Origin of the sequence: Pseudoalteromonas sp. S1727 (assembly GCF_005886375.1) — a bacterium.
GTDB classification, from domain to species: Bacteria; Pseudomonadota; Gammaproteobacteria; order Enterobacterales; family Alteromonadaceae; genus Pseudoalteromonas; species Pseudoalteromonas haloplanktis.
The window spans coordinates 1-26,670 of record NZ_PNDT01000091.1 but is presented as its reverse complement, the minus strand read 5'-3'; the positions used below and the strand labels follow the sequence as shown (position 1 = coordinate 26,670).

Here is a 26,670-nt window from a genome sequence, read left to right as displayed (position 1 = left end):
GGAGTTTATTGTTATGACTTATCAGCCTATAAAATGTACAGTTTACGATCAGCTTGAACTTTTTTGTATACAGCAAGCTAAGGTCACAATTACAACAACGGATGATGAAACGTTAATTGGTAAAGCTATTAATCTTGAGAACTATAAAGGGCAGGGGGAGTTTTTACTTATTAAATGTGAAGGTCAAGGCGAACATTTAGTTCGCCTTGACCAGATCAAAGCCATCGCTTATTTTTAAAGTACACGCCAATTGCACCAGTCAGGACTACCAGAAAAATTACAAAGGCGCTAAACGCATAAGGACTTTCAGTGCCCGGGATACCGCCGACATTGACGCCGAGCAATCCAGTTAAAAAGCCTAGTGGTAAAAACAATGCGGCAACGACCGACATGACATACATACGCTGATTAAGTTGCTCAGAAACTTGGCTGGTCATCGTTTGCTGAATAATTTGTGCTCGTTCAATCGAGTTGTCTAACTCTTCAATAAAACGAATAAGTAAGTTGGTTGTTTCATTTAGTTTCGCTTTATCATTTTCATCTAACCAGCTATAGCGGTTTGTCATTAGCATGGTAAGCGCTTCTTTTTGCGGTTTTAGATAGCGCTTTAAGCCAATGGTTTGACGACGTAATTGCGACAAACCTTGGTTATCGAAACGTTTTGTTGGCTCGTCAATTTCATCTTCAAACTCGTCAAGAGAATCGTCTAAGTTATCAATAACGCCTTGCATACGAGAAGTAAGATTATGCGTTAATTGGCAAACAAGCTCAGAAATACTGCTGGGGCCGGTTTTTTCTGTTAATGACATAAGCACATCTTGTACCGAAAGTAGGCGGCGTTTGCGTGTCGTGATCACGATGTTTTCATTAATGAATAAACGAATAGACACCATGTCTTCTGGGCTTTGTGCCGGATTTAGATTAACGCCACGTAAAAATAACATACAGCCGTTGGTGACTTTGGTGATCCGAGGCCGCGTTTCATCGGCAGTTAATGAAGCTAGCTCATAATCAGTGAGTAGTTCACTGTTTTTTAGCCACTCAATAGCATCAGCTTGACTATAATCTAGATGGACCCAGAGTTTTCCTTGCTCAGGTTGCCAATTATTTAAGTCAGTGCTGCTCTCTATTATATGCGCTCCGCCCTGCTCATCGAGGGTAAGTGCGTGAAGTAAACCATTGAACATAGTAAATTCCCTTAATTGCTGTATGGTTAATATAGTTGACTATTGAAAGACTTAGGTCAATCAAATTGACTCATCGACTTAATAAATTTATTTCATTGGTGTTTTTACTCGTGTAGCGTATAAGACAGTTTTTTATTAAAGGGCACATTTATGACGGCAAAGATAATTGTTGGTTGGCGTGAGTGGTTAAGTTTACCTGAGCTTGGCATTAATCAAATTAAGGCTAAAATTGATACGGGTGCCCGTACCTCATGTATCCATGCACTTAATATTGAAGAATATGAACTAGAAGGCGAAAAATGGGTGAAGTTTACTGCCCAGCCTTTACAAGAAGACGAACATACTCAAGTGCAGTGTCATGCTAAAGTAAAAAAGATGAAGTATGTAACTAGCTCAAGTGGGCAACGGGAGTTACGGTATTTTATTGAAACTCAGCTCTGTGCAGGTGGTCAAAGTTGGACTATTGAGGTGACTTTAACCAGTCGAGCCAGCATGAAATTTAGAATGTTATTAGGGCGTACAGCCATGGAAAATCGTATAGTCGTTGATCCGGCTTTATCTCATTTATTAGATAGTTAAGGTATTAACTATGAAAATCGGTATTTTATCTCGCAACAAAAATTTATATTCAACACGTCGTTTAATCGAGGCTGCCCAGTTGCGTGGTCATGAAGTGAAAGTGATTGATGCATTACGTTGCTACATGAACATTAACTCTGAACAACCAGAGATCCACTACCGCGGTGAAAATCTAAAAGACTTTGATACCATTATCCCGCGTATTGGTGCTTCGGTTACGTTTTATGGTTGCGCCGTATTACGTCAATTTGAAATGATGAATGTGTTTCCTGTTAATGAGTCTGTGGCAATTTCACGTTCGCGAGATAAATTACGCTCGTTACAGTTATTGTCGCGCAAAGGCGTAGGCATGCCAGTAACAGGCTTTGCTAGTAAACCAGACGATGTGAAAGACTTACTTGAAATGGTAGGTGGTGCACCCGTGGTCATTAAATTGCTCGAGGGTACACAAGGTATTGGTGTGGTGTTAGCTGAAACGCGTAAAGCAGCAGAAAGTGTTATTGAAGCCTTTATGGGTCTAAAAGCTAACATTATGGTGCAAGAGTATATTAAAGAAGCGGGTGGTGCTGATATTCGCTGTTTTGTATTAGGTGATAAAGTGATTGCCGCGATGAAGCGTCAAGCACAAGAAGGCGAGTTCCGTTCTAATTTACACCGCGGTGGCAGTGCAACATTAGTGCGTATCACGCCTGAAGAACGTAGAACAGCTGTGGCTGCGGCTAAAGCGATGGGCTTGAATGTAGCTGGGGTTGACTTACTTCGCTCATCTCGCGGGCCTTTGGTAATGGAAGTAAATTCATCACCAGGTCTTGAAGGTATTGAAGTGGCGACAGGAAAAGATATTGCAGGCATGGTGATCGAATTTATCGAAAAAACCGCTGCGACTAAAAGGACCGCAACGCGTGGCAAAGGTTAAAATCAATAGTGCGTTTACTTTATTAGGTGAAACGGTAGGTGTAGGCGAGCGTAAAACACTGGCCTTGGAAGCTGCAAAGCTGTACACCCACTCACCGTTAAATATTCCTATCGAAGTAGTGAATGGAGTGCAAGCTGGCCCAGTGTTAATGGTCTGCGCAGCAATTCATGGTGATGAACTCAATGGTGTTGAAGTAGTACGCCAATTATTAGCGAAAATAGATCCGTCTCAGTTACGGGGTACGTTAATTGCGGTGCCTATTGTGAATGTATTTGGCTTTATCCATAAGTCACGTTATCTACCCGATCGTCGCGACATGAATCGTAGCTTTCCGGGTTCTACTCGTGGCTCTCTTGCAGGACGTATGGCGCATATGTTCTTTTCGCAAGTGGCCGTTCACTGTACGCACATTATTGATTTACATACTGGGGCGATTCATCGTACTAACTTGCCACAAATCCGTGCCAATTTAAGTGATGAAGCCACAGCACAAATGGCTAAAGCATTTGGTACGCCGGCGGTGATTGATGCCTCTTTACGTAATGGCTCATTGCGTAGCGAAGCTGCTAACTTAGGTATTCCAGTTATTACCTATGAAGCAGGTGAAGCATTACGTTTTGACCCAATAGCCATTGCCGCAGGTATGCAAGGCGTAGATTACGTGATGCGACATTTAAAAATGATCCGTGGTAAGCGTGCTAAAAAGCTGCCTGAACCTATCATCGCGAGCTCGACCAGTTGGGTGCGTGCAGAGGTTGATGGTATTGTACGCGCACAAGTATCATTAGGTGAGCGCGTAATGAAGGGCCAGATATTAGCATATATCAGCAGCCCATTAGGCGACTCAGAGCTTGAGCTGTTAGCTCCACGCAGTGGTATTGTTATAGGGCAACAAACAATGCCATTAGTTAATGAAGGGGATGCCGTGTTCCACTTAGCTTATTTTGCCCACGCGAATAGCTTAGTAGAGCAACAGTTAGAAACCTTTATTGATGAAATTAGTGATCTTGAAGATGAGTTAAAAACTGCTGATTTAAATAATTAGTCTGCTTAAGAGATTTACGAACACATTGGTTTAAAAAGCCGCTGAAAAGGTTTTTTCTTCAGCGGCTTTTTTGTACCCGTTAGACTACTGAGGTGACTTTTTAGGGCCGATAATACGCTTTATTGGAGCTACTTTAGTGGGTTTGGGTTCATTGCTTAATACCATTACAGGCCGGGTAACAAACAAGTTATTTGGGTAAATAACACGGTGGCCATCGATATGCTCAAGTACCACATTCATTAGGCCCATTTCGACAATGCGCCCTTCCACAAAATTAGCGCCATCAATCACGCGAACCCAATAGCCAACACGGCAATCATTTTGGATAAACATCAGTAAGAAGGAAGTTAGATTGCTTAAAAGTGACCATGCGGCAAAAAGCGCAACCCCTAACATAGCAAACAAGGAAGACCCTAACACCAGTAAGCCTCGTAGCTCAATGCCCCAAAAAACCAGCACTAAACAGATCATCACAAATGCGAGAATAATTTTTAGCAACAGTTCGGCACGGTACTTTCTGTGAATATCGACCTTACCTTTGATAGTTTTTTCGAGTAATTTAGTAGTGAGTTTTAATAGTAATGGAAATGCCAGCAAGGCAACTAATGTTACCACCCACCTATATTGCATAATAAGAATATCAAGTAGTTCCACAGGTTGTCCCAATCAGCTTTACTTAAGCCGTATTCTAGCGTTTTTCGCGACCTTTAAAAGGTATTTTTTACAGTAACAAGCCATTGGATTGAATCAACGTCATCATCTTTATCTAGGGGAGCGGCAATATCTAAATGAATCACCGTACCGGCATTGGCTCTACTCGGTGCTAGCCTTAAACCAACACCAATATTTTTTAATACCTGACCATTATCGCCGTTATTTTTATCGTTAAACCAGGCGCGCCCAATATCAAAAAATGCAGCCCCGCCGACTTTAAAAAGCTGCAGCAAGTCGTATTCCCAATAATAACGTTTCTCTAAATTAATCAAAAAGCTGCGATCACCTTGTTGATAGTCCAATGGGTAGCCACGTAAGCCATTTTCACCACCTAAACTCAATTGTTTATCTGGGGTGAGATTACCCGCATAATCAAGTCGCATTCTGGCATACCATGATTGCTCTAAACTGGTATTTAAATAATATTGTACTTGGCTGCTGGCTAAAAGGTTCTCTACTTTGCCTTGCTCCTCGTTCCAATAACCATCGAGACTGGCATGAAAGCGCCAAAGTGTATCGTTGCCGCTAAAGTGCGCTTTTTTGGCATTAAAAGAGTACACAGCGCGACTGGCATCATTACTGACTTCTTCACTTGAGTAACCGAGTAAAGCTTGTACATTCCACCCTAAATTAAGGTCTTCGGTGCGATAAATACTGTCGAAGTTTCTAACTTTTACAAAGTGATCTTCAAACCAATGACCGCTTACATAGGGATAACTTAGCTCTCGCTCTTCAGCCAGTGGTGTATTGGTCTCTAAAGTACTAGCAAAGCTCTGTTGTTCGTGGGTATAACCTACGGTAAGTCGCTGTGTCCAGCTATTACTTAGGCGTTTAGAATGACCGAAGTAAATACGGTTATATTCAGTTTTTTGGGAAAATTGGCTGAACACTTCGCCGCGTTCATAAAGCGATTCAGTTCGTTGATCTGAGTAGCTCAACAAGCCATAACTATAAGGTGTGTCAATTGAATAAAACGGGTAAGTTAACTCAAGTAAATGGCGTTTCCCATCATCGTTATCAGAATACTCGACGCGGCCACGGTAACGGCTAGACAGTATGTTCGGGTCATCATAAACAAATAAATAACCATTGCGCTCAGCATCAGTTGTACGTGACAGTGATAGGCGTTTTCCCCAGCCAAATAAGTTAGACTCACGAAAGCCTATGCTCGATTTATTTTCGCCGCCACTTCGACTAAAGCTTACCTCTGGGAGTAATGTCCATAAATCGCGGGTCTCAACTGTGACATCAATATTACCGTCACAATTAGTTTGTGCACTTATATTTGCATCGTACAGGTAAGCTTGGCGACGTAGTAAGCGTTCTGATTCGGCTAATTTTTTTGGCTCATAGTTATCTTCAGGCATAAATAACAGAATGCTTTTAATAACATCAGGCTCGGTGGTCATATGTGCACGATTAGCAAATCTAAATAATGCGTTATTCTCTTCTTCGAGTTCAGTATTAAAAACGTTAAGTTGGTTCAGTTCGATTTTTGCTATTTTAGCGCCCGGGGTTTTTTCAGGCAGTAGTTCCTCACCATCAAGTTGGCGGTGAAGGTTTGTTTCAGTGGCTGTTGTTGTTTGTTGTTTTTGGCAGCTAGATTCGCTTTGCATAGGTGATTGTGCAAGGCAATAGGGGGCATAGAGCAGGTAGCTAGAACAGCTCAAAAATAAAAATTTAAAACATCTGCTTACGGCCATTTAAATCCTTGAAAATGAACTTTAGTCTTTGCTTACTACACACTAACTTGCAGTATAAGTCCACCTCATTGCTGCATTTGTGTAAGAAAATAATGCACAAGTACAGCTAATAATTGCTCAGCTTCAACTCCTTCACCATTAATCCATATACTATTACTGTAATGTTCAAAGTTTAAATTAAAGTTTTGTTGCGCGTAGCTAAAGCGACATTGGTGGCGATCGGCACCACTGGCAAATTCGCTAATGCTGAGCGCGGGAGCATGCAAAAATAAATGTGCCCATAGTTCAAAGTCATCATCATTGGGCATTTCGCTTGGTTTGATAATGATTACATTATGACGGGGGTCTAATTGAAATTCAGTCATGTTGTTACTCGGTACTTAGGAAGTCGCTAAATAGTTGCGAATAGCATGCAAAAATGGGCTGCCGTATTTGTTAAGTTTGGTAAAACCAACTCCTGAAACTTTGAGAAATTCACTGTCATTGGTTGGCATCAACTGTGCCATTTCTGCAAGAGTTTTATCGTTAAATACCACATAAGGTGGTACATCATCAGCATCAGCAAGTTCTTTGCGCAGGGCGCGTAGTTTAGCAAAGAGCTTTTTATCATAATTAAATTGGGCCAGTTTATCTTGATAAACGTGCTTAGCCTGCAAGCGTGGCTCGGCCATTTGCAGTGCGTATTCGCCTTTAAAAATCGCACGAGCACCTTCAGTTAAACGCAGAGCAGAACCTTGGGTGATATCCTGGCTGAGCAATCCTTGGTGAATAAGTTGGCGTAAAATACTCAGCCAAAATTCACTACTGTGATCTTTGCCGATACCGTAGGTGCTTAGCTGGTGGTGATTGTTATCACGAATGCGGCTAGTATTAGCCCCGCGTAATAATTCAACAATATAACCTAAACCAAAACGCTGCTCGGCACGGTACACACATGAGAGTGCTTGCTGGGCAACTAAAGTACCATCAAAGCTTTTTGGTGGATTCAAGCAAATATCACAGTTGCCACACGGTTCTCGTTGGTATTCACTAAAATAGTTAAGCAGTATTTGTCGGCGGCAGGTTTGTGCTTCTGCAAAGCTGGCCATGGCATTAAATCGTTGCTCTTCGACACGACGACGCTGTTCATCTTCAATGTCTTCAAAAAAGCGTCTTACTCGACCAATGTCAGCAGGATCAAAGTACATGATTGCTTCAGCCGCAAGGCCATCACGCCCAGCGCGGCCCGTTTCTTGATAGTAAGATTCAATACTTTTTGGAATATCGTAATGTAGTACAAATCGCACATTGGGCTTATTAATACCCATCCCAAAGGCCACGGTGGCAACCACGATTTGAATATCATCACGGGCAAAACCTGTTTGCACAAACTGGCGTTGCTCGTTACTCATGCCAGCATGGTAAGCCGCAGCGTTCATTCCTGCGTCAGCTATCTTTTCAGCTATTTCATCAACGCGTTTACGGCTAGTGCAATAAATGATGCCACTTTGATTTTGTTGTTCTTTTAAATAGCGTAAGAGCTGTGCGAGCGGCTTGAACTTTTCTTCTATGGTATAACGAATATTAGGCCTATCAAAACTGCCAGTATGAATATAGGGAGCTTGTAAACCTAACTGTTGCACAATATCAAACCGCGTTGCTTTGTCAGCTGTAGCAGTTAGTGCCATCATAGGCACGTGTGGGAAATGCAGCTTAAGCTCGCTTAGGCGACAATAATGCGGGCGAAAATCATGACCCCAATGCGACACACAATGTGCTTCATCAATCGCAAATAAACTAATATTAAGGTGACCTAAGCGTTCTTTAAATTCGTGTTGTAGAATTTTTTCTGGAGCAACATACAGTAGTTTTATCAAGCCACTGTGTAGTTGTTGGTATATTTGTTGTTGCTCGTCGCGGTTCAGGCTATTGTTAATATACGCCGCTTTTACTCCAAGCGCTTGGAGTTGTGACACTTGATCTTGCATGAGTGAGATCAATGGTGAGATAACCACGGTAAGGCCACTCAAGGCCAGTGCCGGCACTTGGTAGCATACTGATTTGCCACCGCCAGTGGGTAATAACACGAGGGTGTCTTGGCCACTGAGGGCTGCATTGATCACCGTTTCTTGGCCATCACGAAATTCACTATAACCAAACACTTGTTTGAGTATAGCGGCGGGACTGCGCACAATGGTGCTTGGAGTGGGGGTTGGTGTATTCATCGCGGTCATTTTAGAGCTTTTAGGCGACCTTGCATAGGTGATTTTATCGCACTTTCTTTTTAGTTGTGCTTTACTCGTCTTACCAGTCATAAAAAGCGGATAATAATAATGAATAAAGCTATTTTAATTGATCGAGTTGCTAAGGTGTTTGTTGAGCAAATGCCGTTTAATCAGTTTCTACAAATAAAAGTAGAGTCACTGGATGCAGAACAAGCACAAATAAGTTTTCCTTGGCAGGATGTTTTTATTGGTAATCCGGCGCAAAAAATCCTTCATGGCGGAGTGATCTCCTCAGTACTTGATAATGTTGGGGGGATGCTTGCTGCGGCAGCGATGATCGATAAACTTACCGAACTTGACCTGCCAAGCCTACAAAAAAAATTGGCAACCTTAGGTACTATTGACTTACGAACCGACTACTTAAGACCCGGCAAAGGGCTTGAGTTTACCGCCAGCGCAAAGCTGATCCGCTCAGGAAACAAGGTGTGCGTATGTCGGATGGAGCTGCATAATGAACTTGGTACACAAATAGCTTTTGGTACCGCGACTTATTTAGTTGGATAAAGCCTAAGAGGCAGGTAAACTAGCCGCCTTTCATCCCTTTTAGAATCAATTTATGCCAACTAATCTTGAGCAGCGTAAAGGCGTTATATTAGCGTGTATGGCCTTTTTTATGTGGGGCCTTGCGCCGATCTATTTTAAGTTATTACAACATATATCAGCATTTGAAATATTAATGCACCGTGTTGTATGGTCTGTTTTGTTTATTGTTGTCATTGTATCCGTTATGCAGCAATGGCATAAAATTCAAGCTGTAATAAGGAAGCCTAAATTATTATTGATGTTGGCTTTAACTGCTGCGCTATTAGGTTTTAATTGGGGGTTGTTCATTTGGGCGGTAAACAATGATCATATGTTGGATGCAAGTTTAGGTTATTACATAAACCCGCTTTTAAATGTATTACTTGGTATGCTCTTTTTAGATGAAAAACTTCGTAAGTGGCAAGGCGTTGCGGTTGCACTTGCATTAAGTGGTGTTGCGATTCAGTTGATCAGTTTTGGCTCGTTTCCTGTTGTGGCATTTTCATTAGCAGGATCTTTTGCTATCTATGGGTTATTACGTAAAAAACTGCCGATAGAGTCTCTGCCTGGTTTACTATTAGAGGCTGTGATTTTATTACCTGTTGCGCTTATTTATTGGTGGTTAATGGCGCCGACTGCAAGTTCTAATTTGATTTTAAACGATTGGCATATGAATGCATTACTGATCAGTGCTGGTGTCGTTACCACCTTACCATTACTTTGTTTTACAGGGGCTGCTAAGCGCTTACAGTATACGACCTTAGGCTTTTTTCAATACATAGGGCCAAGCTTAATGTTTATCTTGGCAGTTATGTTTTATGGGGAAGTATTTAGCAATGAAAGAGTGGTGACTTTTGCATGTATTTGGAGCGCCCTTGCTATTTTTAGCTGGGATTCTTACCGCCAATCACAAAAGCGCAAGCGTGAAAATATCCCAGCACCCACTAAGCCTATTTAACCAGAGTTTATACTAATTAAGTACAGACTTTATTGCGGCCTGTTTCTTTGGCTTCATAAAGCTTAATATCAGCCTGTTTCAACAGTTCATCGATTTGATAAACAGGCTGATGCGCATAACCGATAGACAGCGTAAATTGAATTTTTTGCTGGCTAAATTCTGGGCTGTTGAGCTCAATGAAATGGCGAAAGCCTTCTAGATGCTTTAACACATCATTGCTGTTGGTATCACTAAAATAGACCGCAAATTCTTCACCACCCAAACGAGCTGCCAAATACTTTTTAAAGTATTTAGCAAAGCATCTCGCAAGTCCTTTAAGTACTTCATCACCGGCATCATGGCCGTAGGTATCGTTAATTGATTTAAAGTGGTCAATATCAAACATGGCTAACGAAGGTGTTAATTTTGCTTTATGCATTTGCTTTAATGACTTTGCTGTTTCTTCAAAGAAATAACGACGATTAGGAAGCTTAGTTAAATAATCAGTATTGGCTTGTAAGCGAATCGTGGCAATTTGCTCAAGCATATCAACGTTTTGGCTTAATCGACAGTAAAACTCTTCACTGTTAAAGGGTTTTCGTAGATAGTCGTTAGCGCCATTTTTTAAAAAGCGTGCTGATAGATGAGATGAATCAGAGCCAGAAATTCCAATGATGGCTTTTTCATCATTACTGTATAGGCGACGGATCTCACTGCATAACTCATCGCCATTCATATTCGGCATTTCGTTATCGGTAATAATCACGGCAATGTCGGGAGTGTGTGCAAGTATAGCAAGTGCCTCCACACCATCATTGGCTTCTAAAACCTGGTATTTATGACGCTTTAATAAACTACAAATATGACGGCGGGTTGAAAGAGAATCATCGGCCACTAATACTTTAACGTTTTCATTACGGGGAAGGCGTTGTAATTGTTTCTCTAAATATTGGTAAGCTTGTTTATTTTCTTTGGTGATGTAATCAATAATGGGATATTTTTCAACGGTATCACGGGTTTTTAAATCGATGTTACCAGTCATTACAATAGTGGGGATTTCTGCTTCAATAGTGCAGGGAACGGCTTCCCCTTGCGGGGCATCTGGTAGAATAAAATCCACAACAGCACAAAAATAGTTATTTTTACTGATCAACTCTTTTGCTTGCGCTAGGGATTCGGCTATATCAGCGTCATAGCCAACTTTAATTGCAATGTGTTTTTGCACTCGCGCTATAGTTGGCGTATCTTCAATGATGAGTATTTTCCGTGTCACGTAACACCTTGTTTTTTGGCTGAGCCAAATATAATTGCTTATACAAGTTGTAACTGTTAAAACACGAAAAAGCAAATAACATCATTATTTTTATAGACTATCTGACTCCGAATAGTAGTCTTGGCTCTGCGGTGTTGGACTTGAGATCCTAGAGCGGCCAAATAGCGTATGAAACTTGGCTTTACAGGTTGTCAGCTTGAGGTATTTAATCCACGCACGTTCAATTGCGTTGGTTGGCTCTTGACTACCTGAAACAACAGCAAGAAATTGTGCTTGAATTTCGTTTTGTGGTTCAAGGGTTTTGTTGTATAACCCTTTGAGAACAACGCCGTGCTGCTCGAGTATGCTAGCTTCTAATAAAGTGAAGTTACCGCTGCGGCCGAATCCGCGTGGAAAATTCTGGTCATCATAAAACTGACGTTGGCTTACAAATGCTTGGCGAAGTAATGAAATATCATTGCTCATGGCTGTTTCCTCATGCCCTATTTACTGGCTGGAGTATGGATCAAGTTGCGCAATTTATTAAACAAAAAATTTTTATCGTGAGGATAAATAATTGGATATAGATTTATTAAAAACTTTTGTTGAAGTGGTGCGTACTCGCCACTTTGGTAAAGCAGCTGAAAACCTTTATATCACACAGTCTGCAGTGAGTTTTCGTATTCGTCAATTAGAGCAAGGGTTAGGGGTTAACTTATTTATCCGCCAACGCAATAATATCCAATTGACCGCTCCTGGAGAGCGTTTGCTGCCCCATGCACAAATGATTATAACAGGTATGCAACGAGCTAAATTAGACGTTGCACTTGCGGACAATATGCATAAGCAAGTGAGTTTAGCAGGTACCCCAAATATTTGGGATGCTTTTTTGCAGTTTGGTATTACAAATATCGTTTCAGCTATGCCTGGTGTATCACTGGTTGCAGAAGTGAAAGCGCAACAAGAAAGCACGCGGTTATTATTAGAGCGTACTTTAGATCTCGCTATTTTATTTGATCCGCCTAAAGTCGATGAGTTGGTTGTTGAACGTATTTGCACGTTGCCTATTATTCCTATTAGTGCCTTTGAAGGAGTTGGCAATGAAAACTTTTTTGATAATCAATATGTATACGTAGATTGGGGAACCACGTTTTCTCTTTGGCATGCGCGACAGTTTACTGGTCATACTCCACCTTATTTTCGTACCAGTACTGGACGTATTGCACTAGACTTAATACTGCAATGCGGGGGGAGTGCATTTATTCCAGAAGTATTAGCGAAACCTCACTTAGACAAAGGTGAGTTATATCGAGTACCAGATGTCGAGCATACTTCTCGCGATATTTTTGTGGCGTATCATAGAGACAACGAACAAAAGCCGTTACTTGAAACGTTAGTTAATCTGTTGGTTGAGTTAACGCCAAATATGAGTAGTGAATTTGGCGTAAAATAGCTTTACTGGTACTTTATCATGCCACAGTGCAATAAATGTTTGTGACAATTTCATGTTGATTTGATTTCAGTTTGAATGATTTTTAATGAAATATTTAAGTCGAAAATGTGTCTGCTGTAATATTTCTGTCATTTATCGATGGCAAAATGCAGCCGTATCAAAACTAGTCTGTTGCGTTTATTGAGGAAAGAATATGAAATTTGCAAAATCGAGCCTGTTACTAGCGGCTATTAGTGGTGTGTCTTTCTCGGCATTAGCTGATGTTGAAGTATATGGTAAAGCAAATATCACAGCACAGTCTTCAGATGAAGGCGATGGCTCGTTTACTGAGCTAAAAAGTAATGAGTCACGCTTCGGTATTAAAGGCGGCGAAAAAATAAATGATGGATTAGAAGTTATTTATCAATTTGAGTTTAAAGTTGATGTATCGGATGCGGACTCCAAAGGCGATGAAGACAACATAACTGCACGCAATCAATTTGTCGGTCTTAAAGGTAGCTATGGAATGTTGACAGCAGGTCGTGATTACTCGGCTTTGCGTAAGTCACAAGGTAAAATTGACCAATTCAATGACCTTGAAGGTGACTTAAAGAATGTATTTAAAGGTGAAGTACGTACCGGTAATGCATTACATTATACTTCAAACTCAATGAATGGTTTTAGCGCTTACGCAACATATGTAGTGGAAGATAATGCACAAGGCGATAACTCTTATTCAGCTGCTGTTACTTACGGCGATAGCAGATTAAAAGAAACTAAGTTTTATGCTGCCATTGCCGGTGATTACGAAATGGAAGGTCACGATATTATTCGTGCAACTGTTGCAACTAAAGTTGCAGGGATAAAGCTAGGTGCAATGTATCAAAGCCAAGAGCGTTTAATAGATAAAGTAGACTCGGATGGTTTTTTGGTGTCAGCTGCCTACGATATTAGTCAATTTACACTAAAAGCACAGTATCAAACCCTTGATAGTGATGATGGCTTAGATAAATCGGGGTATAGTATTGGTGCTGATTATAACTTGAATAAGAATACTCGTTTATTCACATTTTATACCGACTATGATTACGCATTAAAAGATGATGCTAGCTACTTAGCATTAGGTCTTGAATATAAGTTTTAGTTTATCGAATTACGGTAATCAACTAGGCCCTGCAATTTAGCGGGGCTTTTTTATGCCTGCGCATAGTCAGCTTTACCAGCAAGCCAGCGGCTGATTAACATATCAACCTGTTGTGGGTGATGCTTTAACATTTGCAAGGCAATCGGCCGGACTTGGTTCAAGGTGTGCTTATCTCGGGTTAAATCAGCGATTTTAAATTCAGCTAAACCCGTTTGCTTGGTACCGAGTACCTCACCAGGACCACGAATTTCTAAATCGCGCTCTGCGATAACAAATCCATCATTACTATCTCTGAGTACTGCTAGGCGTTTTTGTGCAGTGTATGAAAGTGGTGCGTGATACAGTAATACGCAATGCGACGCCGTGGCTCCTCGACCTACGCGGCCGCGTAACTGATGTAACTGGGCAAGACCTAAGCGCTCAGGATTCTCAATAATAATTAAACTAGCATTTGGCACATCAACCCCGACTTCAATAACCGTGGTTGCGACTAATACATGAATATTACCCGCTTTGAATTCGCTCATAATTGCTTGTTTTTCAGCGGCTTTCATGCGCCCGTGCACCAAACCAACCTTCAATTGTGGTAAGGCTTGGGTTAATTGCTGAGCACTGTCTTCAGCTGCTTGGCATTGCAGTGCTTCTGATTCATCAATTAATGTGCATACCCAATAAACTTGACGACCTTGTTCAGTACAAGCTGTTCTTACCCGAGCTATAATTTCATCACGGCGAATGTCAGGCAGTGCAACGGTGGTAATGGGGGTTCGACCCGGCGGTAACTCGTCGATAATCGATGTTTCTAAGTCTGCATAGGCGGTCATTGCCAAGGTGCGTGGTATTGGTGTGGCCGTCATCACTAATTGATGTGGGTAACAGTTATTAAAGCGACCTTTTTCTCGCAGTGATAAGCGCTGGTGGACACCAAATCGGTGTTGCTCATCGATAATGATCAATACTAAGTTATTAAACACTACTTGCTCTTGAAATAACGCGTGGGTGCCGACAATCATTTGCGCTTCGCCAGAGGCTATTTTCTCTAAAGTAGCACTGCGCTCTTTGCCTTTGGTTTTGCCACCTAGCCAAGCTGTAGTGATACCTAGCGCTTGAAACCAGTTTTCGAAGGTTATGCCATGTTGCTCAGATAAAATCTCAGTAGGTGCCATTAATGCGACCTGATAGCCTTGTGCGATTGCTGTTAAGGCGCTTAAGGCGGCAACGAGTGTTTTTCCTGAGCCAACATCACCTTGAACTAAGCGCATCATTGGGTAAGGGTGCTGTAAATCACTTTTTATTTCTGCCACCACTTTACTTTGTGCATTGGTTGGGGCAAAAGGCAGTAGCGCTAAAAACTCTTTCTCTAATTGATTTATTGGCGACAGTGGCACGGCTTGCTGCTGTTGACCTTGTTGGCGCAATTTCAATAAGCTTAGGTTTTGTGCTAGCAACTCTTCAAATACCAACCGCTGCTGCGCTGGGTGCAAGCCTTGCTCAAGGGCTGTTAAGTCAACATTATTTGCTGGGCGATGCAGTAATAATAGTGCGTCAGTTAAGTTAATATTGCCATGCTGAAATTGCTTGGGTAATAGCTCTTCAACGTGATACTTATTGAGCAAGTCAATTGCTTGATCGCTTAAAGAGCGAATCGAGAGTTGTTTTAAGCCCTCAGTTGTTGGATAAACGGGGGTTAGCGTGGTCGCTGTAGGCTGTTCGCTCGGTGTATCGCTGAGGCTGTATTCAGGGTGGGTCATTTCATAGCCCACTCTGCCACGGCGTATTTCACCAAAACAGCGGATCACTTTTCCACTACTTAAGTTATTTTTTTGTGCTGCCGTAAAGTTAAAAAAGCGTAATGTTAATCGTCCGGTACCATCATTTACTTGGCACACCAGCATACGTCGCTTACCAAACGTGATTTGGCTGGTTTCTATGGTTGCTTCAATTGTTACATGGCTATGAACAGCTAAATCACAGATATTGTAAACACGGGTACGGTCTTCATAACGCAGTGGTAAGTGGAAGAGCATATCTTGTACTGTGCTGATCCCCAGCTTTTTAAGGCGCTCAGCCATCTTCGGGCCAACACCTTTGAGATCAGTAATTGGATAGCGACTTAAAGCTGGTTTTGACAAAATAGGCTCAAATCATTCATTTTTAGATGGTTTTTAGTTTACGTGCGAAAGCTTTAGTCATCAAGCATGTTTTAGCCGTTGCCAAAAGGCATCATCAGCCATGATCTCGCCACTATCATCAAGTGCTGGGTAGGGGAGTGACTTTTCTCTGCACTTTTGCGCAATGATTGGATGGCAGCCTTCAAATAGCATTGCATGTTTTACAGTTTCATCAAGCATAGTACGTTCATATAAACCTGCTTTTAGGCGCTGGTCTTGTGCTTCAAATAAAATCAAAGCAGCTGCTACTGATACATTGAGTGACTGCGCCATTCCCTGCATTGGGATAATGATATTTTTATCAGCGTGAGCCAGTGCTTGTGGCGATATGCCAGTTTTTTCTTGGCCGACAATAATTGCTGTAGGAAGTGTGTAGTCTATATCGCGATAATCAACGGCATCAGGGCTAAGATTAGTAGCAAGAACTTGGACTTTCGGATTGTGCTGACGCATCATTGCCACTGCATTATCAATATCCTTATGCAGGTGCGTTGCGATCCAATTTTTACTGCCACCAGAGGTGTTATTAGTTAGCCATTTTTGGTTTTGTGGCCACACAGCATGTACATGATGGCAGCCTACCGCATCCGCACTGCGAACAATCGCAGACAAGTTATGGTGTTTATGCACATCTTCTAAGCACACGGTTAAATCAGTTTGACGGCGATCAAGTACGTGTTTTATACGATGGTAGCGAGTATTTTCCATTTTTAGCCTTGTCTGAACTCATAAAATTGCCGCAATTATACGGGAATTAGTGCCTTAAGGCATTACTGAGCGGCTTATTGGATTTTGTAGCGAAATGAGCGTTTCGGTTGACTGTATGGCTTCGATAGCTTGAATTTTATTGATCAGTACATCTTGTAAATGATCAATTGAACGTGTCATTACCTTAATAAAAATACTGTAGTTACCGGTTGTGTAATAAGCCTCAACCACTTCTTCAAGTTCTTTTAAATGCAGTAAAGTTTGCGGGTAGTCCCGAGCATTATTAAGGTTTATACCTATAAAACAGCAGACGTCATAGCCAAGTTGTTTGGCATTAATGCTTACTTGAGTGCCGGTGATGATCCCTGCATGTTTCATTTTTTCAACACGAACATGAATAGTCCCGGCACTGACTGCAAATCGTTTAGCTAATTCTGCATAGGCAGTACGGGCATTATCCATTAAGGCGTGAAGGATCTGTTTATCGAGATTATCGATTTGATAATTTTCCATGTAAATAAGTCGCTATAATTATTGAATCTCTATTTTTTATACCATCAAATTAATTGAAATCATATATTAAAGCTCTTTTTGTTATTGGTTATTGAATTAAAATGCTAAATAGTTGAGGATTGCTTTAACGACATGGTTGCTGCAGCGCAACTATGCACTTTTAGCAAGTAACAATAACTGGGAATGAGGCCAATTATTATGAGTTCACAATTTATGCAGCAACAGCTGCAAATTAGCAAAGTGAAACACTATTTTTCACAGCAATTAGAGCAACAATTAGGCTTAATTGAAGTACAAGCCCCTATTTTGGCTAAAGTAGGCGACGGTATTCAAGATAACCTTAGTGGCACTGAAAATGCGGTTGCGGTAAATGTTAAAACCATTCCACAGAGCCAATTTGAAGTGGTTCACTCTTTAGCAAAGTGGAAGCGTAAAACATTAGCGGATCATGGTTTTGCTATTGGTGAAGGCTTATATACACATATGAAAGCATTGCGCCCGGATGAAGAGTCACTAAGCCCGATCCACTCAGTGTATGTTGACCAATGGGATTGGGAAAAAGTCATTTGTGCTAGCACTGAGCGCTCTTTAGATAAATTAAAAGAAACAGTGCGTGCATTGTATAAAGGGTTAAAAGCAACTGAGCAATTTGTTGCGGATGAATTTGCTATCAGCCCTTTTTTACCAGCTGAAATTACCTTTGTGCATAGTGAGCAATTACGTCAAATGTATCCTGATTTTACCGCTAAGCAGCGTGAAAAAGCCATTACTCAGGAGTATGGCGCGGTGTTTTTAATAGGTATTGGTGGAGTATTGGCTGATGGCAAAATTCATGATGTACGTGCGCCTGATTATGACGATTGGTCAACCCAAACCTGTGAGCAGTATAGTGGTTTAAATGGTGATATTTTACTATGGAACCCAGTGCTTGAAGATGCTTTTGAAATTTCTTCAATGGGGATCCGTGTATCACCAGAGGCGTTAGTTGCTCAACTAGCGATCACTGGTGACGAAGGACGATTAGAGTTTGATTGGCATAAGCAATTGCTCGCTAAAGAGCTACCACAAACTATCGGTGGTGGTATTGGTCAATCACGTTTGGCTATGTTGTTATTGCAAAAGTCGCACATTGGTCAAGTACAAGTAGGTGTGTGGCCTGCAGATTTAAAACAAAATATTGCGGGTATTTTGTAAGTAGTATTAAGCAATAAGAGACTAACTAAGGGTAGTCTCTATCTGTTTGTGATCAACTGGTTTTAAATTCAATTTCTATCTTCCCTTCTTGCAATTTTACATTGCACGGAGGGTAGCTACGGTTAGTTTTCAATACCTTATCAAAAATATGGATTTCAACACCCGAGTGTAATTTCTTATTAACTGCTAGATTGGCATTATTGAGTAGCCCATATAAGTGATGTTCTAAATTCGATAAGCGCTTTTCGAGTTGTTCAGCTTGTTGGCAATAATGAGTTTGAGTAGCGCCTATTTTGGCTAGCAGGAGTTTTTTCTTCTCCGCGTCTTTAAGTAAATCAGCTTTTTCAATAGTCGCTTGCAACGTATCAAGTTGCTCATCTGTTTTAGCTAGCTCTTTTAGGCACTCATCTGTTTCTGCAGTAATAGCTCGCCCTGATGCAGCCATATTAATGAGCATTTTGGCACCAGACTCATTGCCAATCTCACCGGCTGTGATCATCCCAGCATCAAGAATTTCACCGCCAAATAGTTTACCTTGAGGATTATCAGCTTGGCCAATTTGTAGTAACTGCGTCGCTTTCATTGCGCAGTGGCTCGCTTGGCGTTCAATAAAAATATTATTACCAGCAAGGTAACTATATTGGGCGTGCGATAGATGAATATTACCTTCACAAATAATTTTACACGAGAGGGTTTTATCTTCTAGCTGGTGGCCAATAACACCTTGTTTAATAGTAATATCGCCTTGAGCAGTTAACTCACCGGATTCAACCGTGCCCATAACGGTAATATCGCCTTTGGCAGTCACTTTCATGCCCGGCTCAATGTTGTGAGTGACGATAACACTGCCATCAAAATTAACATGACCACTTTTCACGGTTACATCGGAAATAGTAAAAATATCATCAACGCGCATACCATTTTGAATTTCGACTGGTACGCCTGCAATGGTTGATATTAGCTCTAGCGGATTGGTTTTAGATATTTCGCTGCCTTCTCCGGCAACCAAAGGGCTACTTTCCCCCGGTTTCGCGGGTAAAATATCACCTTTGACGGTAAAGCCTTCTTTACCTGGAGTTGCAGGTTGCTGTTTAACTAATAATGTTCCCGGTTCAACACTGGCCAACTTGCCAAAGTCGCGCATATCTACAGTGCCATCTTCACGTAACTTCGGTGTTTTTAACCGTTCTTTTAGTGTTTGTACTTGAGGGAAAAGTTTGGATGATTTTCCGTCTTCAGGCAAGCGACCTTTTGCGAGTATGCCTTTAACTGTGGTACCTGCGGGTAATTCAAACTGTTTCTGTAAAAGCTGTTCTAAAAAAACTTGTTTGTAGCCTCTCGCAACTCCCGCTTTAATTAATTGCTGCTTCGCTAAATCTAAACCTAGCACTTTACCACCTTGCGCAATTGTAAGTTCACCGGTGGCTAACATTTTATCATCGCTGATAGTCACGACTAGGCTGGCATCATGCTTACTAGCGACAACTAAACTGCGTTCACTATTGGGTTCTTTAAAATAAGCGTTTATGGCATCGTGATCTATTCGGCATTCACAGAATGTCGATTTTTCGAGTGCTTCAATAATGAAGGCGGCACTGGGTGGTGAATGTTCTATAACATCAAGTAATACATTACCGTTATGAGCAAGCTTAAACACGGATTATCCTTTTACAACAATTAAGTTAAAGGTTTTTATTATTTATAATGATAGAGTGCTAGAGATTTGGGGTAGAGTCAAGAAAATCGAAGGTGAGATTAGATAAGGGCAATAAACCTAAGTATTTATTCTTAGGTTTATTACCCCTTTAGTCTTGGTTAGTTTGTAGACGGTAATTCCATAATTCCATCAATTTCAACTTGCACGTTTTTTGGTAGTGCACGTACACCGATTGCTGCGCGTGCAGGGTAAGGTGCTTTGAAATATTGGCTCATTACTTCGTTTACAGTAGCAAAATTAGATAAGTCAGTTAAATAGATGTTCACTTTTACTAAATCTTGAATGCTACCACCGGCTTCTTTACATACCGCGCTGATATTTTTAAATACTTGATGTGTCTGCTCTGCAAAATCTTCAGAGATCACTTCCATCGTAGCTGGCACTAAAGGGATTTGACCAGATAAGTAAACGGCCGTGCCAACCTTAACAGCTTGGCTGTATGTACCGATTGCAGCAGGTGCTTGTTCGGTAGAGATAAATGCTTTATTCATGATTTTCCTATGTTATTTTTTACGATAGACTTTTTGAACATCAGGCATAACGCGAATGCGGCGCATGATATTAGCAACATGGACACGGTTTTTAACAGTGATCCCTAAATCTATCACGTACAAATTACTTTCTTTTTCATCAGTGGCAATTTCCACTATGTTTGCTTGGGTTGTCGCAATCACATTGGTTAATTTTGCTAATGCACCTTGGTGATTAATAATCTCTACTCGCAGTGCTGCAATATACTCTTTCTCAGGGTTATCATCCCATTTTACTACTAAATATTTAGAGCGTTCAGTTTCCCAACCACGAATATTTTTACATTCCTGGCGATGAACTGTAATGCCTTTACCTTGGCTAATGTGTGCCGTAATTGCATCTCCAGGCACTGGTCTACAACATTTAGAATAGTTAACTAACATGCCCTCAGTACCAATAATGGTCGCTTTGGCATTTTTAGTTAGATCGCTTAAGTCATCATTATCGTTTTGTAACAGGCGACGCGCGATCAACATACTCATTAAATTACCGCAGCCAATTTCAACTAATAGCTCTAACACTGTATTAAGTTCATGCTCTGCTAAAACACGGTTGATATTTTCTGCAGGTAAGTCATCAAATTTAGTTTCACCTAAAGCTGAATCCAATAAACGACGGCCAAGGAGTAGAGCTTCTTCATGATGTTGGCTCTTCAGGTAGTTTCGAATACCCAAACGGGCTTTGCCAGTGACAATAAAGTTGAGCCAAGTTGCATTAGGATGGGCACCTGAACTTGTTATAACCTCAACAGTTTGACCCGTATCAAGTGCCTTACTAAGTGGATGAGGCTTACGATTTACACGAGCACCGACACAAGTATTGCCAACATCAGTATGTACCGCATAGGCAAAATCAACAGCTGTTGCGCCCATGGGTAATTCAACTATGCGACCATCGGGAGTAAACACATAAATTTCTTCAGGGAATAGCTCTGTTTTAACGTTTTCAACAAATTCAAATGACGAGCCGGCACTTTGTTGTAACTCTAGTAAGCTTTGCATCCATTGACGCGCACGTTGCTGTGCCGTGTGGCCTGCGCTATCACCGGCCTTTTTATACATCCAATGTGCAGCAACGCCTTTATCTGCCATATGATCCATATCGTGAGTACGAATTTGGATCTCAACAGGGATACCATGTGGGCCTACTAATGAAGTATGTAGTGATTGATAGCCATTAGTCTTTGGTACCGCAATATAGTCTTTAAAGCGCGTTTCAATCGGTTTATATAAATTATGTGCAACCCCTAATACGCGATAACAGGTGTCCATTGATTCAACTGCAATTCTAAAGGCGTAAATGTCCATCACTTCATTAAATAGCAACTCTTTATTCAACATTTTTTTGTAGATACTATATAAATGTTTCTCACGACCTGAAACGGTAGCTTTGATACCTGCTTCCTCAAGTCGAGCAGTGATCTCTGTTTGAATATTTGAAATGACTTCTTTACGATTACCTCGGGCTTTAGCAACTTCTGATTTTAAAGCGCGATGACGCATAGGGTAGAGTGCTTGAAAGCCTAAATCCTCAAGCTCATTTTTTATATCGTGAATACCTAGACGGTTAGCAATTGGCGCATAAATTTCTAGTGTTTCACGTGCTATGCGGCGGCGCTTATCCGGACGTAGAGCACCGAGAGTACGCATATTGTGGGTGCGATCGGCAAGCTTAATCAAAATAACCCGAATGTCTTGGGTCATTGCCATAATCATTTTTCGATAATTCTCAGCTTGGAACTCTTTTTTATCTTTAAAGCTGAGCTTATCTAGTTTGCTAACGCCTTCAACCAACTCGGCAACAGTATCGCCAAATATTTCTGCTAAATCTTGTTGGCTAAAGTCGGTGTCTTCAATCACATCATGCATTAATGCGGCCATTAATGTTTCATGATCTAAGTGCATGCCAGCTAAAATTTGGCTTACTTCAACAGGGTGAGTAATGTAAGGCTCGCCGCTTGAGCGAGTTTGACCTTCATGGGCCTCTCGGGCTACCACGTAAGCTTTTTGTACTAACTCTACATCGGCCGCAGGTAAGTATTCAGATATTTTCTTTTTTAGACCTTCAAAAAGATACATTCACACTCCAATGTTCTCGTGAAGCAATTAGGTAACGGTATGTTAAGAATATACGATGAAAAGAAGGGATTGCCAACGGCTAGCGTAGAAATACTACGCCGTTGGCTAAATCAGACTAGTAAGTCAGATTATTGGTTGCCGCCTACAATTGCTGCTACAGCAGCCATTTCAGCTGCTTCTTGGTGTTGTTGCTCTTCACGATCGATAAGATCCATTGATGAACTATCTACTAAACCAAGTTCAATTTCACGTAAAGCAACAACTGTTGGTTTATCGTTCTCAGGGTCAACAAATGGTTTTTTACCACCCACTGCGATTTGGCGGGCACGACGAGCCGCAACTAAAATTAAGTCAAAACGATTACCAATTGCATCTACTGCATCTTCAACAGTTACGCGAGCCATCTTCAGCACTCCAAATAAATTTTTAAGCAAAGACGTAGTTTACTGCACGTAGTCAGATTCGCCAATAGCTTGTGGTTAATTTAAACAAATAAAATACGGGCTTAATAAAAATAACGATTATTTAAGCAAATCAGTGAGCAATTTTTGATGACGTATAGCTTGGCTTTGAAGTGATAAGCGCTTTGCTAATACGATTGTTTCAATTTCGTTGAGTGCAGTAGCAAAATCATCATTAACGACAACATAATCGTATTCGTCAAAATGAGATGTTTCTGACTGTGCTTTTGCCATTCTGCCAGCAATTACTTGTTGAGAGTCTTGGCCACGATTATTTAAGCGTGATTCAAGCTCAGCTTTCGATGGTGGTAGAATAAAAATAGTTTCAACATCAGCAACTAGTTCGCGAACTTGGCGGGCGCCTTGCCAATCAATATCTAAAAATACATCAATGCCAGCAGTCAATTGCTGCTCAATAGCCTGTTTAGATGTACCGTAGTAGTTATCAAAAACTTGCGCCCACTCAAAAAAATCATTTTTCTCTATCAGCGCTTTAAATTCTTCAACAGTAACAAAGTGGTAATGCACACCGTTTTCTTCCCCTGGACGAGGCGAGCGAGTCGTATGTGATACCGATACTTTCATATCACTATGTTTTGCTAACAATGCATTGATTAAGCTCGATTTACCCGCACCAGAAGGGGCCGATAAAATAAATAAGTTTCCGCGAGTTTGCGTCATGAATTTGTTCTCTTACTAAAAATAAATAGGCTTGAGTTACGAGTAACTCAAGCCTTTAATAGTTGTATTGTACTTTATTTGAGTAATTTTGCTCAAGTTGAGCGAGTTATTGATTATTCAATATTTTGGATCTGCTCGCGCATTTGCTCAATCAATACTTTAAGTTCTACTGCGGCATTAGTGATGTCGCTGTTGATTGATTTAGAGGCGAGGGTGTTAGCTTCGCGGTTAAACTCTTGCATCATGAAATCTAAACGGCGACCACATGCGCCACCTTTTTTAAGGATTTTTTTAGTTTCTTTCACATGCGATTTTAAGCGGTCTAACTCTTCGGCTACGTCTTGTTTTTGTGCAAGATAAATAAGTTCCTGTTCAAGACGAGACTCATCGATATCGGTTTTTAAATCTTCCAACTTTTGGTTGAGTTTTTCACGTTGCCATTTGGCAATCTCTGGCATATGGGTTTCTACAACAGCAACTTGTTCTAAAATACCATCAAGACGCGTTGCAATCATTTCTTCAAGGTTAGCACCTTCGGAAGCTCTTGCTAACTTGAAGTCTTCGATTACTTGATCAAAACCTGCAATAAGTGCGGTGTTTACGCTGTCCATGTCAAGCTCTTCAGCTTCCATAACGCCAGGCCAGCGCAGGATATCAACAGGGTTAATATCGCCATTACTTTGCTGTTGAACCCATTTAGCACTATTAATTAGCTGCGCGGCCAGTGCTTCATTAATAGATAGCTCACCAACGTGGGCTGGATTTGCGACGAACTTTAAAAAGACTTCGACTTTACCGCGTTGTAAATGTTTACGTAAGCGCTCGCGAATAACAGGCTCCATGCCACGAAATTGCTCAGGGGCGCGAATAAAAGTTTCAAGGTAACGTTGGTTGACTGAACGAACTTCCCACGTGCCAGTGCCCCAATCGCCTTTAATTTCGCGACGCGCGTAAGCAGTCATACTGTGGATCATGGATGATTTCCTAGTTTTATTTGTTCAATATTAATTTGATTATACCGTAACACTGCATAAGCTCTAGCGGAAATTTTTGTTGATGAGAATTTTACAATCGGCTTTTGTACAAATCAGCATGGCATCTGAGTACACATCGACTTATAATACGTAAAATTATGAATTAAGGGGATCGTTAATGCGTCCAAGCGAAAGAACACCTAACCAAATTAGACCGGTTACATTTACCCGTAATTATACATTACATGCTGAAGGATCTGTGCTGGTTGAGTTTGGTAACACTAAAGTACTTTGTACAGCAACTGTTGAATCAGGTGTACCGCGTTTTATGAAAGGCCAAGGTAAAGGATGGATCACAGCTGAGTACGGTATGTTGCCGCGCTCAACCCATACTCGAAATGGTCGTGAAGCGGCGCGTGGAAAGCAAGGCGGTCGTACCATGGAAATTCAACGTTTAATTGCGCGTGCTCTGCGTGCCGCAGTTGACTTAAAAGCGTTAGGTGAAAATACCATCACTATCGATTGCGATGTTATTCAAGCTGATGGCGGTACTCGTACCGCGTCAATTAGTGGTGCGTGTGTAGCGTTAGTCGATGCACTTACACATATGCGTAGTAAAGGTATGATCAATTCAAACCCACTTAAATTTATGATAGCAGCAATCTCGGTTGGTATTTATAAAGGCCAAGCAATTACTGATTTAGAATATTTAGAAGATTCTGATGCTGAAACCGATATGAATGTCATTCTTACTGAAACCGGTAAAATTATCGAAGTACAAGGTACCGCAGAAGGTGAACCATTCTCGTTTGATGAACTAGATGAGTTACTAACTCTTGCTAAGCATTCGATTCGCGAAATTATTGACGTCCAAAAACAAGCATTAGCTTAATAAAGAAATAGGTTTATATAGTAATGAAAGATTATCAAATCGAGTTTATTGAATTTGCACTTGAAAAGCAGGTGCTAAAGTTTGGTGAGTTTACCTTAAAATCTGGCCGTACTAGCCCTTATTTCTTTAATGCTGGTTTATTTAATACAGGACGTGACCTTGCACGTCTTGGTCGTTTTTATGCCGCAGCCCTTGAAGATGCTGCGATTGACTATGATGTATTATTTGGCCCAGCTTATAAAGGTATTCCGATTGCAACAACTACTGCAGTTGCACTTGCTGATCATCACGATAAAGATGTGCCTTATTGCTTTAACCGTAAAGAGAAGAAAGCACACGGTGAAGGGGGCACATTAGTTGGCTCTGAGCTTAAAGGTAAAATCATGTTAGTTGATGACGTGATCACCGCAGGCACAGCTATTCGTGAATCAATGGAAATCATTGCACAAAACGGTGCTGACTTAAGTGGGGTGTTAATCGCGCTTGATCGTCAAGAAAAAGGTAAAGCAGAGTTATCAGCTATTCAAGAAGTAGAGCGTGACTTTGGTACTAAAGTTATTTCGATAGTAAAACTGGCCGATCTTATTAGTTACCTTGAAAGCAAAGGTACTATGAATGAGCACTTAGCATCTGTAAAAGCCTACCGAGAGCAATACGGTATTGCTTAATTAAGCTTTGTTAAATTGTTATCTAACAAAAAGCCCAGTGATCATCACTGGGCTTTTTACGTTTTATAACTCCCACAGGTTAAGGTGAAGTAAAAAAAGTATCACTTTTGTAGAGTTTGGTTTGATTTTTGAACGAACAGAGTTTTATTTTAAGTTTTCTTCAATAAAGGGTTGATCTGTTTCTGGATCTCCCTATAATGCGACCCCACTGAGACGGCAGAGCAGGCAACGCATAGCGAGCCAAGTAAGTCACTTAGTAAGTCGAGTAAAACTTGAGTTTAGATTTTTTAGAAAGTTTAAAATTAAGTGTTGACAAAAAAATAGGAAAGCGTAACATGCGCAGCCCTAGCGAGATAAAGCCAAGCGCTTTAATCGCAACGTTCTTTA

27 protein-coding genes are annotated in these 26,670 nt (G+C 41.0%); 11 read left to right on the top strand and 16 right to left on the bottom strand.

Going from position 1 to position 26,670, the window contains the following annotated elements:
• The first annotated feature begins 13 nt into the window (after nt 1–13).
• Complete coding sequence (locus tag CWB85_RS17800) at nt 14–238, top strand: Rho-binding antiterminator (RefSeq protein ID WP_016709419.1); 225 nt, start codon at nt 14–16, stop codon at nt 236–238.
• Here the strand turns inward: CWB85_RS17800 and CWB85_RS17795 are convergent.
• Entirely contained in the window at nt 216–1,187 is a 972-nt protein-coding gene (locus tag CWB85_RS17795; RefSeq protein WP_138555592.1) for a zinc transporter ZntB, read from the bottom strand. The two genes, CWB85_RS17800 and CWB85_RS17795, sit on opposite strands and share 23 nt — an antisense overlap.
• Nucleotides 1,188–1,337: 150 nt before the next feature.
• Between CWB85_RS17795 and CWB85_RS17790 the strand changes: the two genes are divergently transcribed.
• From CWB85_RS17790 to CWB85_RS17780, 3 genes are read left to right on the top strand one after another with little or no spacing between them, the layout of a single operon-like run.
• The gene (locus CWB85_RS17790) at nt 1,338–1,766 is read left to right on the top strand and encodes an ATP-dependent zinc protease family protein (RefSeq protein WP_016709417.1); all 429 of its coding nucleotides are present in this window, start codon (nt 1,338–1,340) and stop codon (nt 1,764–1,766) included.
• Between the two features lie 10 nt (nt 1,767–1,776).
• The gene (gene rimK / locus CWB85_RS17785; protein ID WP_016709416.1) at nt 1,777–2,682 is read left to right on the top strand and encodes a 30S ribosomal protein S6--L-glutamate ligase; all 906 of its coding nucleotides are present in this window, start codon (nt 1,777–1,779) and stop codon (nt 2,680–2,682) included.
• Nucleotides 2,669–3,727, top strand: a complete 1,059-nt coding sequence (locus tag CWB85_RS17780) for a succinylglutamate desuccinylase/aspartoacylase family protein (RefSeq protein ID WP_016709415.1) — start codon at nt 2,669–2,671, stop codon at nt 3,725–3,727. Before rimK ends, CWB85_RS17780 begins: the two co-directional genes overlap by 14 nt.
• 84 nt (nt 3,728–3,811) lie before the next feature.
• Here CWB85_RS17780 and CWB85_RS17775 read toward each other — a convergent pair whose 3' ends face one another.
• The 4 genes from CWB85_RS17775 to recQ form a co-directional block, all read right to left on the bottom strand.
• Entirely contained in the window at nt 3,812–4,357 is a 546-nt protein-coding gene (locus tag CWB85_RS17775; protein WP_138555591.1) for a mechanosensitive ion channel domain-containing protein, read from the bottom strand.
• Between the two features lie 77 nt (nt 4,358–4,434).
• Complete coding sequence (locus CWB85_RS17770) at nt 4,435–6,144, bottom strand: BamA/TamA family outer membrane protein (protein WP_138555590.1); 1,710 nt, start codon at nt 6,142–6,144, stop codon at nt 4,435–4,437.
• A gap of 65 nt (nt 6,145–6,209) precedes the next feature.
• Nucleotides 6,210–6,509: a DUF3630 family protein gene (locus tag CWB85_RS17765; RefSeq protein ID WP_016709412.1), complete on the bottom strand. Its 300-nt coding sequence runs from the start codon at nt 6,507–6,509 to the stop codon at nt 6,210–6,212.
• A gap of 15 nt (nt 6,510–6,524) precedes the next feature.
• The gene (gene recQ, locus CWB85_RS17760) at nt 6,525–8,348 is read right to left on the bottom strand and encodes a DNA helicase RecQ (RefSeq protein WP_138555601.1); all 1,824 of its coding nucleotides are present in this window, start codon (nt 8,346–8,348) and stop codon (nt 6,525–6,527) included.
• Nucleotides 8,349–8,456: 108 nt separating this feature from the next.
• Here recQ and CWB85_RS17755 point away from each other — a divergent pair, with 108 nt between their 5' ends.
• On the top strand, nt 8,457–8,912 hold the full coding sequence (locus CWB85_RS17755; protein WP_016709410.1) for a thioesterase family protein: 456 nt from the start codon (nt 8,457–8,459) through the stop codon (nt 8,910–8,912).
• Between the two features lie 52 nt (nt 8,913–8,964).
• Nucleotides 8,965–9,888, top strand: coding sequence for an EamA family transporter RarD (rarD, locus tag CWB85_RS17750; RefSeq protein ID WP_016709409.1), 924 nt, complete (start codon nt 8,965–8,967; stop codon nt 9,886–9,888).
• A 16-nt stretch (nt 9,889–9,904) separates the two neighbouring features.
• Here the strand turns inward: rarD and CWB85_RS17745 are convergent, their stop codons facing one another.
• Together CWB85_RS17745 and CWB85_RS17740 are read right to left on the bottom strand one after the other, a co-directional pair.
• Nucleotides 9,905–11,140, bottom strand: a complete 1,236-nt coding sequence (locus CWB85_RS17745) for a response regulator (protein WP_016709408.1) — start codon at nt 11,138–11,140, stop codon at nt 9,905–9,907.
• A 90-nt stretch (nt 11,141–11,230) separates the two neighbouring features.
• Complete coding sequence (locus tag CWB85_RS17740; RefSeq protein ID WP_016709407.1) at nt 11,231–11,605, bottom strand: MaoP family protein; 375 nt, start codon at nt 11,603–11,605, stop codon at nt 11,231–11,233.
• Nucleotides 11,606–11,696: 91 nt separating this feature from the next.
• Here CWB85_RS17740 and CWB85_RS17735 point away from each other — a divergent pair, with 91 nt between their 5' ends.
• A complete protein-coding gene (locus CWB85_RS17735; protein ID WP_016709405.1) occupies nt 11,697–12,572 on the top strand; it encodes a LysR family transcriptional regulator in 876 nt (291 codons plus the stop codon).
• A 193-nt stretch (nt 12,573–12,765) separates the two neighbouring features.
• Nucleotides 12,766–13,695: a porin gene (locus CWB85_RS17730; protein ID WP_016709404.1), complete on the top strand. Its 930-nt coding sequence runs from the start codon at nt 12,766–12,768 to the stop codon at nt 13,693–13,695.
• A 50-nt stretch (nt 13,696–13,745) separates the two neighbouring features.
• Here the strand turns inward: CWB85_RS17730 and recG are convergent, their stop codons facing one another.
• The 3 genes from recG to asnC are packed head-to-tail and all read right to left on the bottom strand — an operon-like array spanning nt 13,746 to nt 17,087.
• Nucleotides 13,746–15,827: an ATP-dependent DNA helicase RecG gene (recG, locus tag CWB85_RS17725; protein ID WP_029216197.1), complete on the bottom strand. Its 2,082-nt coding sequence runs from the start codon at nt 15,825–15,827 to the stop codon at nt 13,746–13,748.
• A 60-nt stretch (nt 15,828–15,887) separates the two neighbouring features.
• The gene (gene trmH, locus CWB85_RS17720) at nt 15,888–16,574 is read right to left on the bottom strand and encodes a tRNA (guanosine(18)-2'-O)-methyltransferase TrmH (protein WP_138555589.1); all 687 of its coding nucleotides are present in this window, start codon (nt 16,572–16,574) and stop codon (nt 15,888–15,890) included.
• 54 nt (nt 16,575–16,628) lie between these two features.
• Nucleotides 16,629–17,087 (bottom strand): transcriptional regulator AsnC, encoded by a 459-nt coding sequence (gene asnC / locus CWB85_RS17715; RefSeq protein WP_016709401.1) that lies wholly within the window; start codon nt 17,085–17,087, stop codon nt 16,629–16,631.
• A gap of 198 nt (nt 17,088–17,285) precedes the next feature.
• On the opposite strand from asnC, the gene asnA reads away from it, so the two are divergent.
• Nucleotides 17,286–18,281, top strand: coding sequence for an aspartate--ammonia ligase (asnA, locus tag CWB85_RS17710; protein WP_138555588.1), 996 nt, complete (start codon nt 17,286–17,288; stop codon nt 18,279–18,281).
• Between the two features lie 52 nt (nt 18,282–18,333).
• Here the strand turns inward: asnA and CWB85_RS17705 are convergent, their stop codons facing one another.
• The 6 genes from CWB85_RS17705 to CWB85_RS17680 form a co-directional block, all read right to left on the bottom strand.
• The gene (locus CWB85_RS17705; RefSeq protein WP_016709399.1) at nt 18,334–19,938 is read right to left on the bottom strand and encodes a flagellar assembly protein A; all 1,605 of its coding nucleotides are present in this window, start codon (nt 19,936–19,938) and stop codon (nt 18,334–18,336) included.
• A gap of 158 nt (nt 19,939–20,096) precedes the next feature.
• Nucleotides 20,097–20,489: a RidA family protein gene (locus tag CWB85_RS17700; protein WP_016709398.1), complete on the bottom strand. Its 393-nt coding sequence runs from the start codon at nt 20,487–20,489 to the stop codon at nt 20,097–20,099.
• A 12-nt stretch (nt 20,490–20,501) separates the two neighbouring features.
• On the bottom strand, nt 20,502–22,607 hold the full coding sequence (gene spoT, locus CWB85_RS17695; RefSeq protein ID WP_016709397.1) for a bifunctional GTP diphosphokinase/guanosine-3',5'-bis pyrophosphate 3'-pyrophosphohydrolase: 2,106 nt from the start codon (nt 22,605–22,607) through the stop codon (nt 20,502–20,504).
• Nucleotides 22,608–22,735: 128 nt separating this feature from the next.
• A complete protein-coding gene (rpoZ, locus tag CWB85_RS17690) occupies nt 22,736–23,011 on the bottom strand; it encodes a DNA-directed RNA polymerase subunit omega (RefSeq protein ID WP_016709396.1) in 276 nt (91 codons plus the stop codon).
• Nucleotides 23,012–23,128: 117 nt separating this feature from the next.
• Nucleotides 23,129–23,749 (bottom strand): guanylate kinase, encoded by a 621-nt coding sequence (gene gmk, locus CWB85_RS17685; RefSeq protein WP_016709395.1) that lies wholly within the window; start codon nt 23,747–23,749, stop codon nt 23,129–23,131.
• 113 nt (nt 23,750–23,862) lie between these two features.
• Nucleotides 23,863–24,723, bottom strand: a complete 861-nt coding sequence (locus tag CWB85_RS17680) for a YicC/YloC family endoribonuclease (protein WP_016709394.1) — start codon at nt 24,721–24,723, stop codon at nt 23,863–23,865.
• Between the two features lie 178 nt (nt 24,724–24,901).
• Between CWB85_RS17680 and rph the strand changes: the two genes are divergently transcribed.
• Complete coding sequence (gene rph / locus CWB85_RS17675; RefSeq protein ID WP_138555587.1) at nt 24,902–25,615, top strand: ribonuclease PH; 714 nt, start codon at nt 24,902–24,904, stop codon at nt 25,613–25,615.
• Between the two features lie 23 nt (nt 25,616–25,638).
• A complete protein-coding gene (gene pyrE, locus CWB85_RS17670) occupies nt 25,639–26,283 on the top strand; it encodes an orotate phosphoribosyltransferase (RefSeq protein ID WP_016709392.1) in 645 nt (214 codons plus the stop codon).
• Nucleotides 26,284–26,670 lie beyond the last annotated feature (387 nt).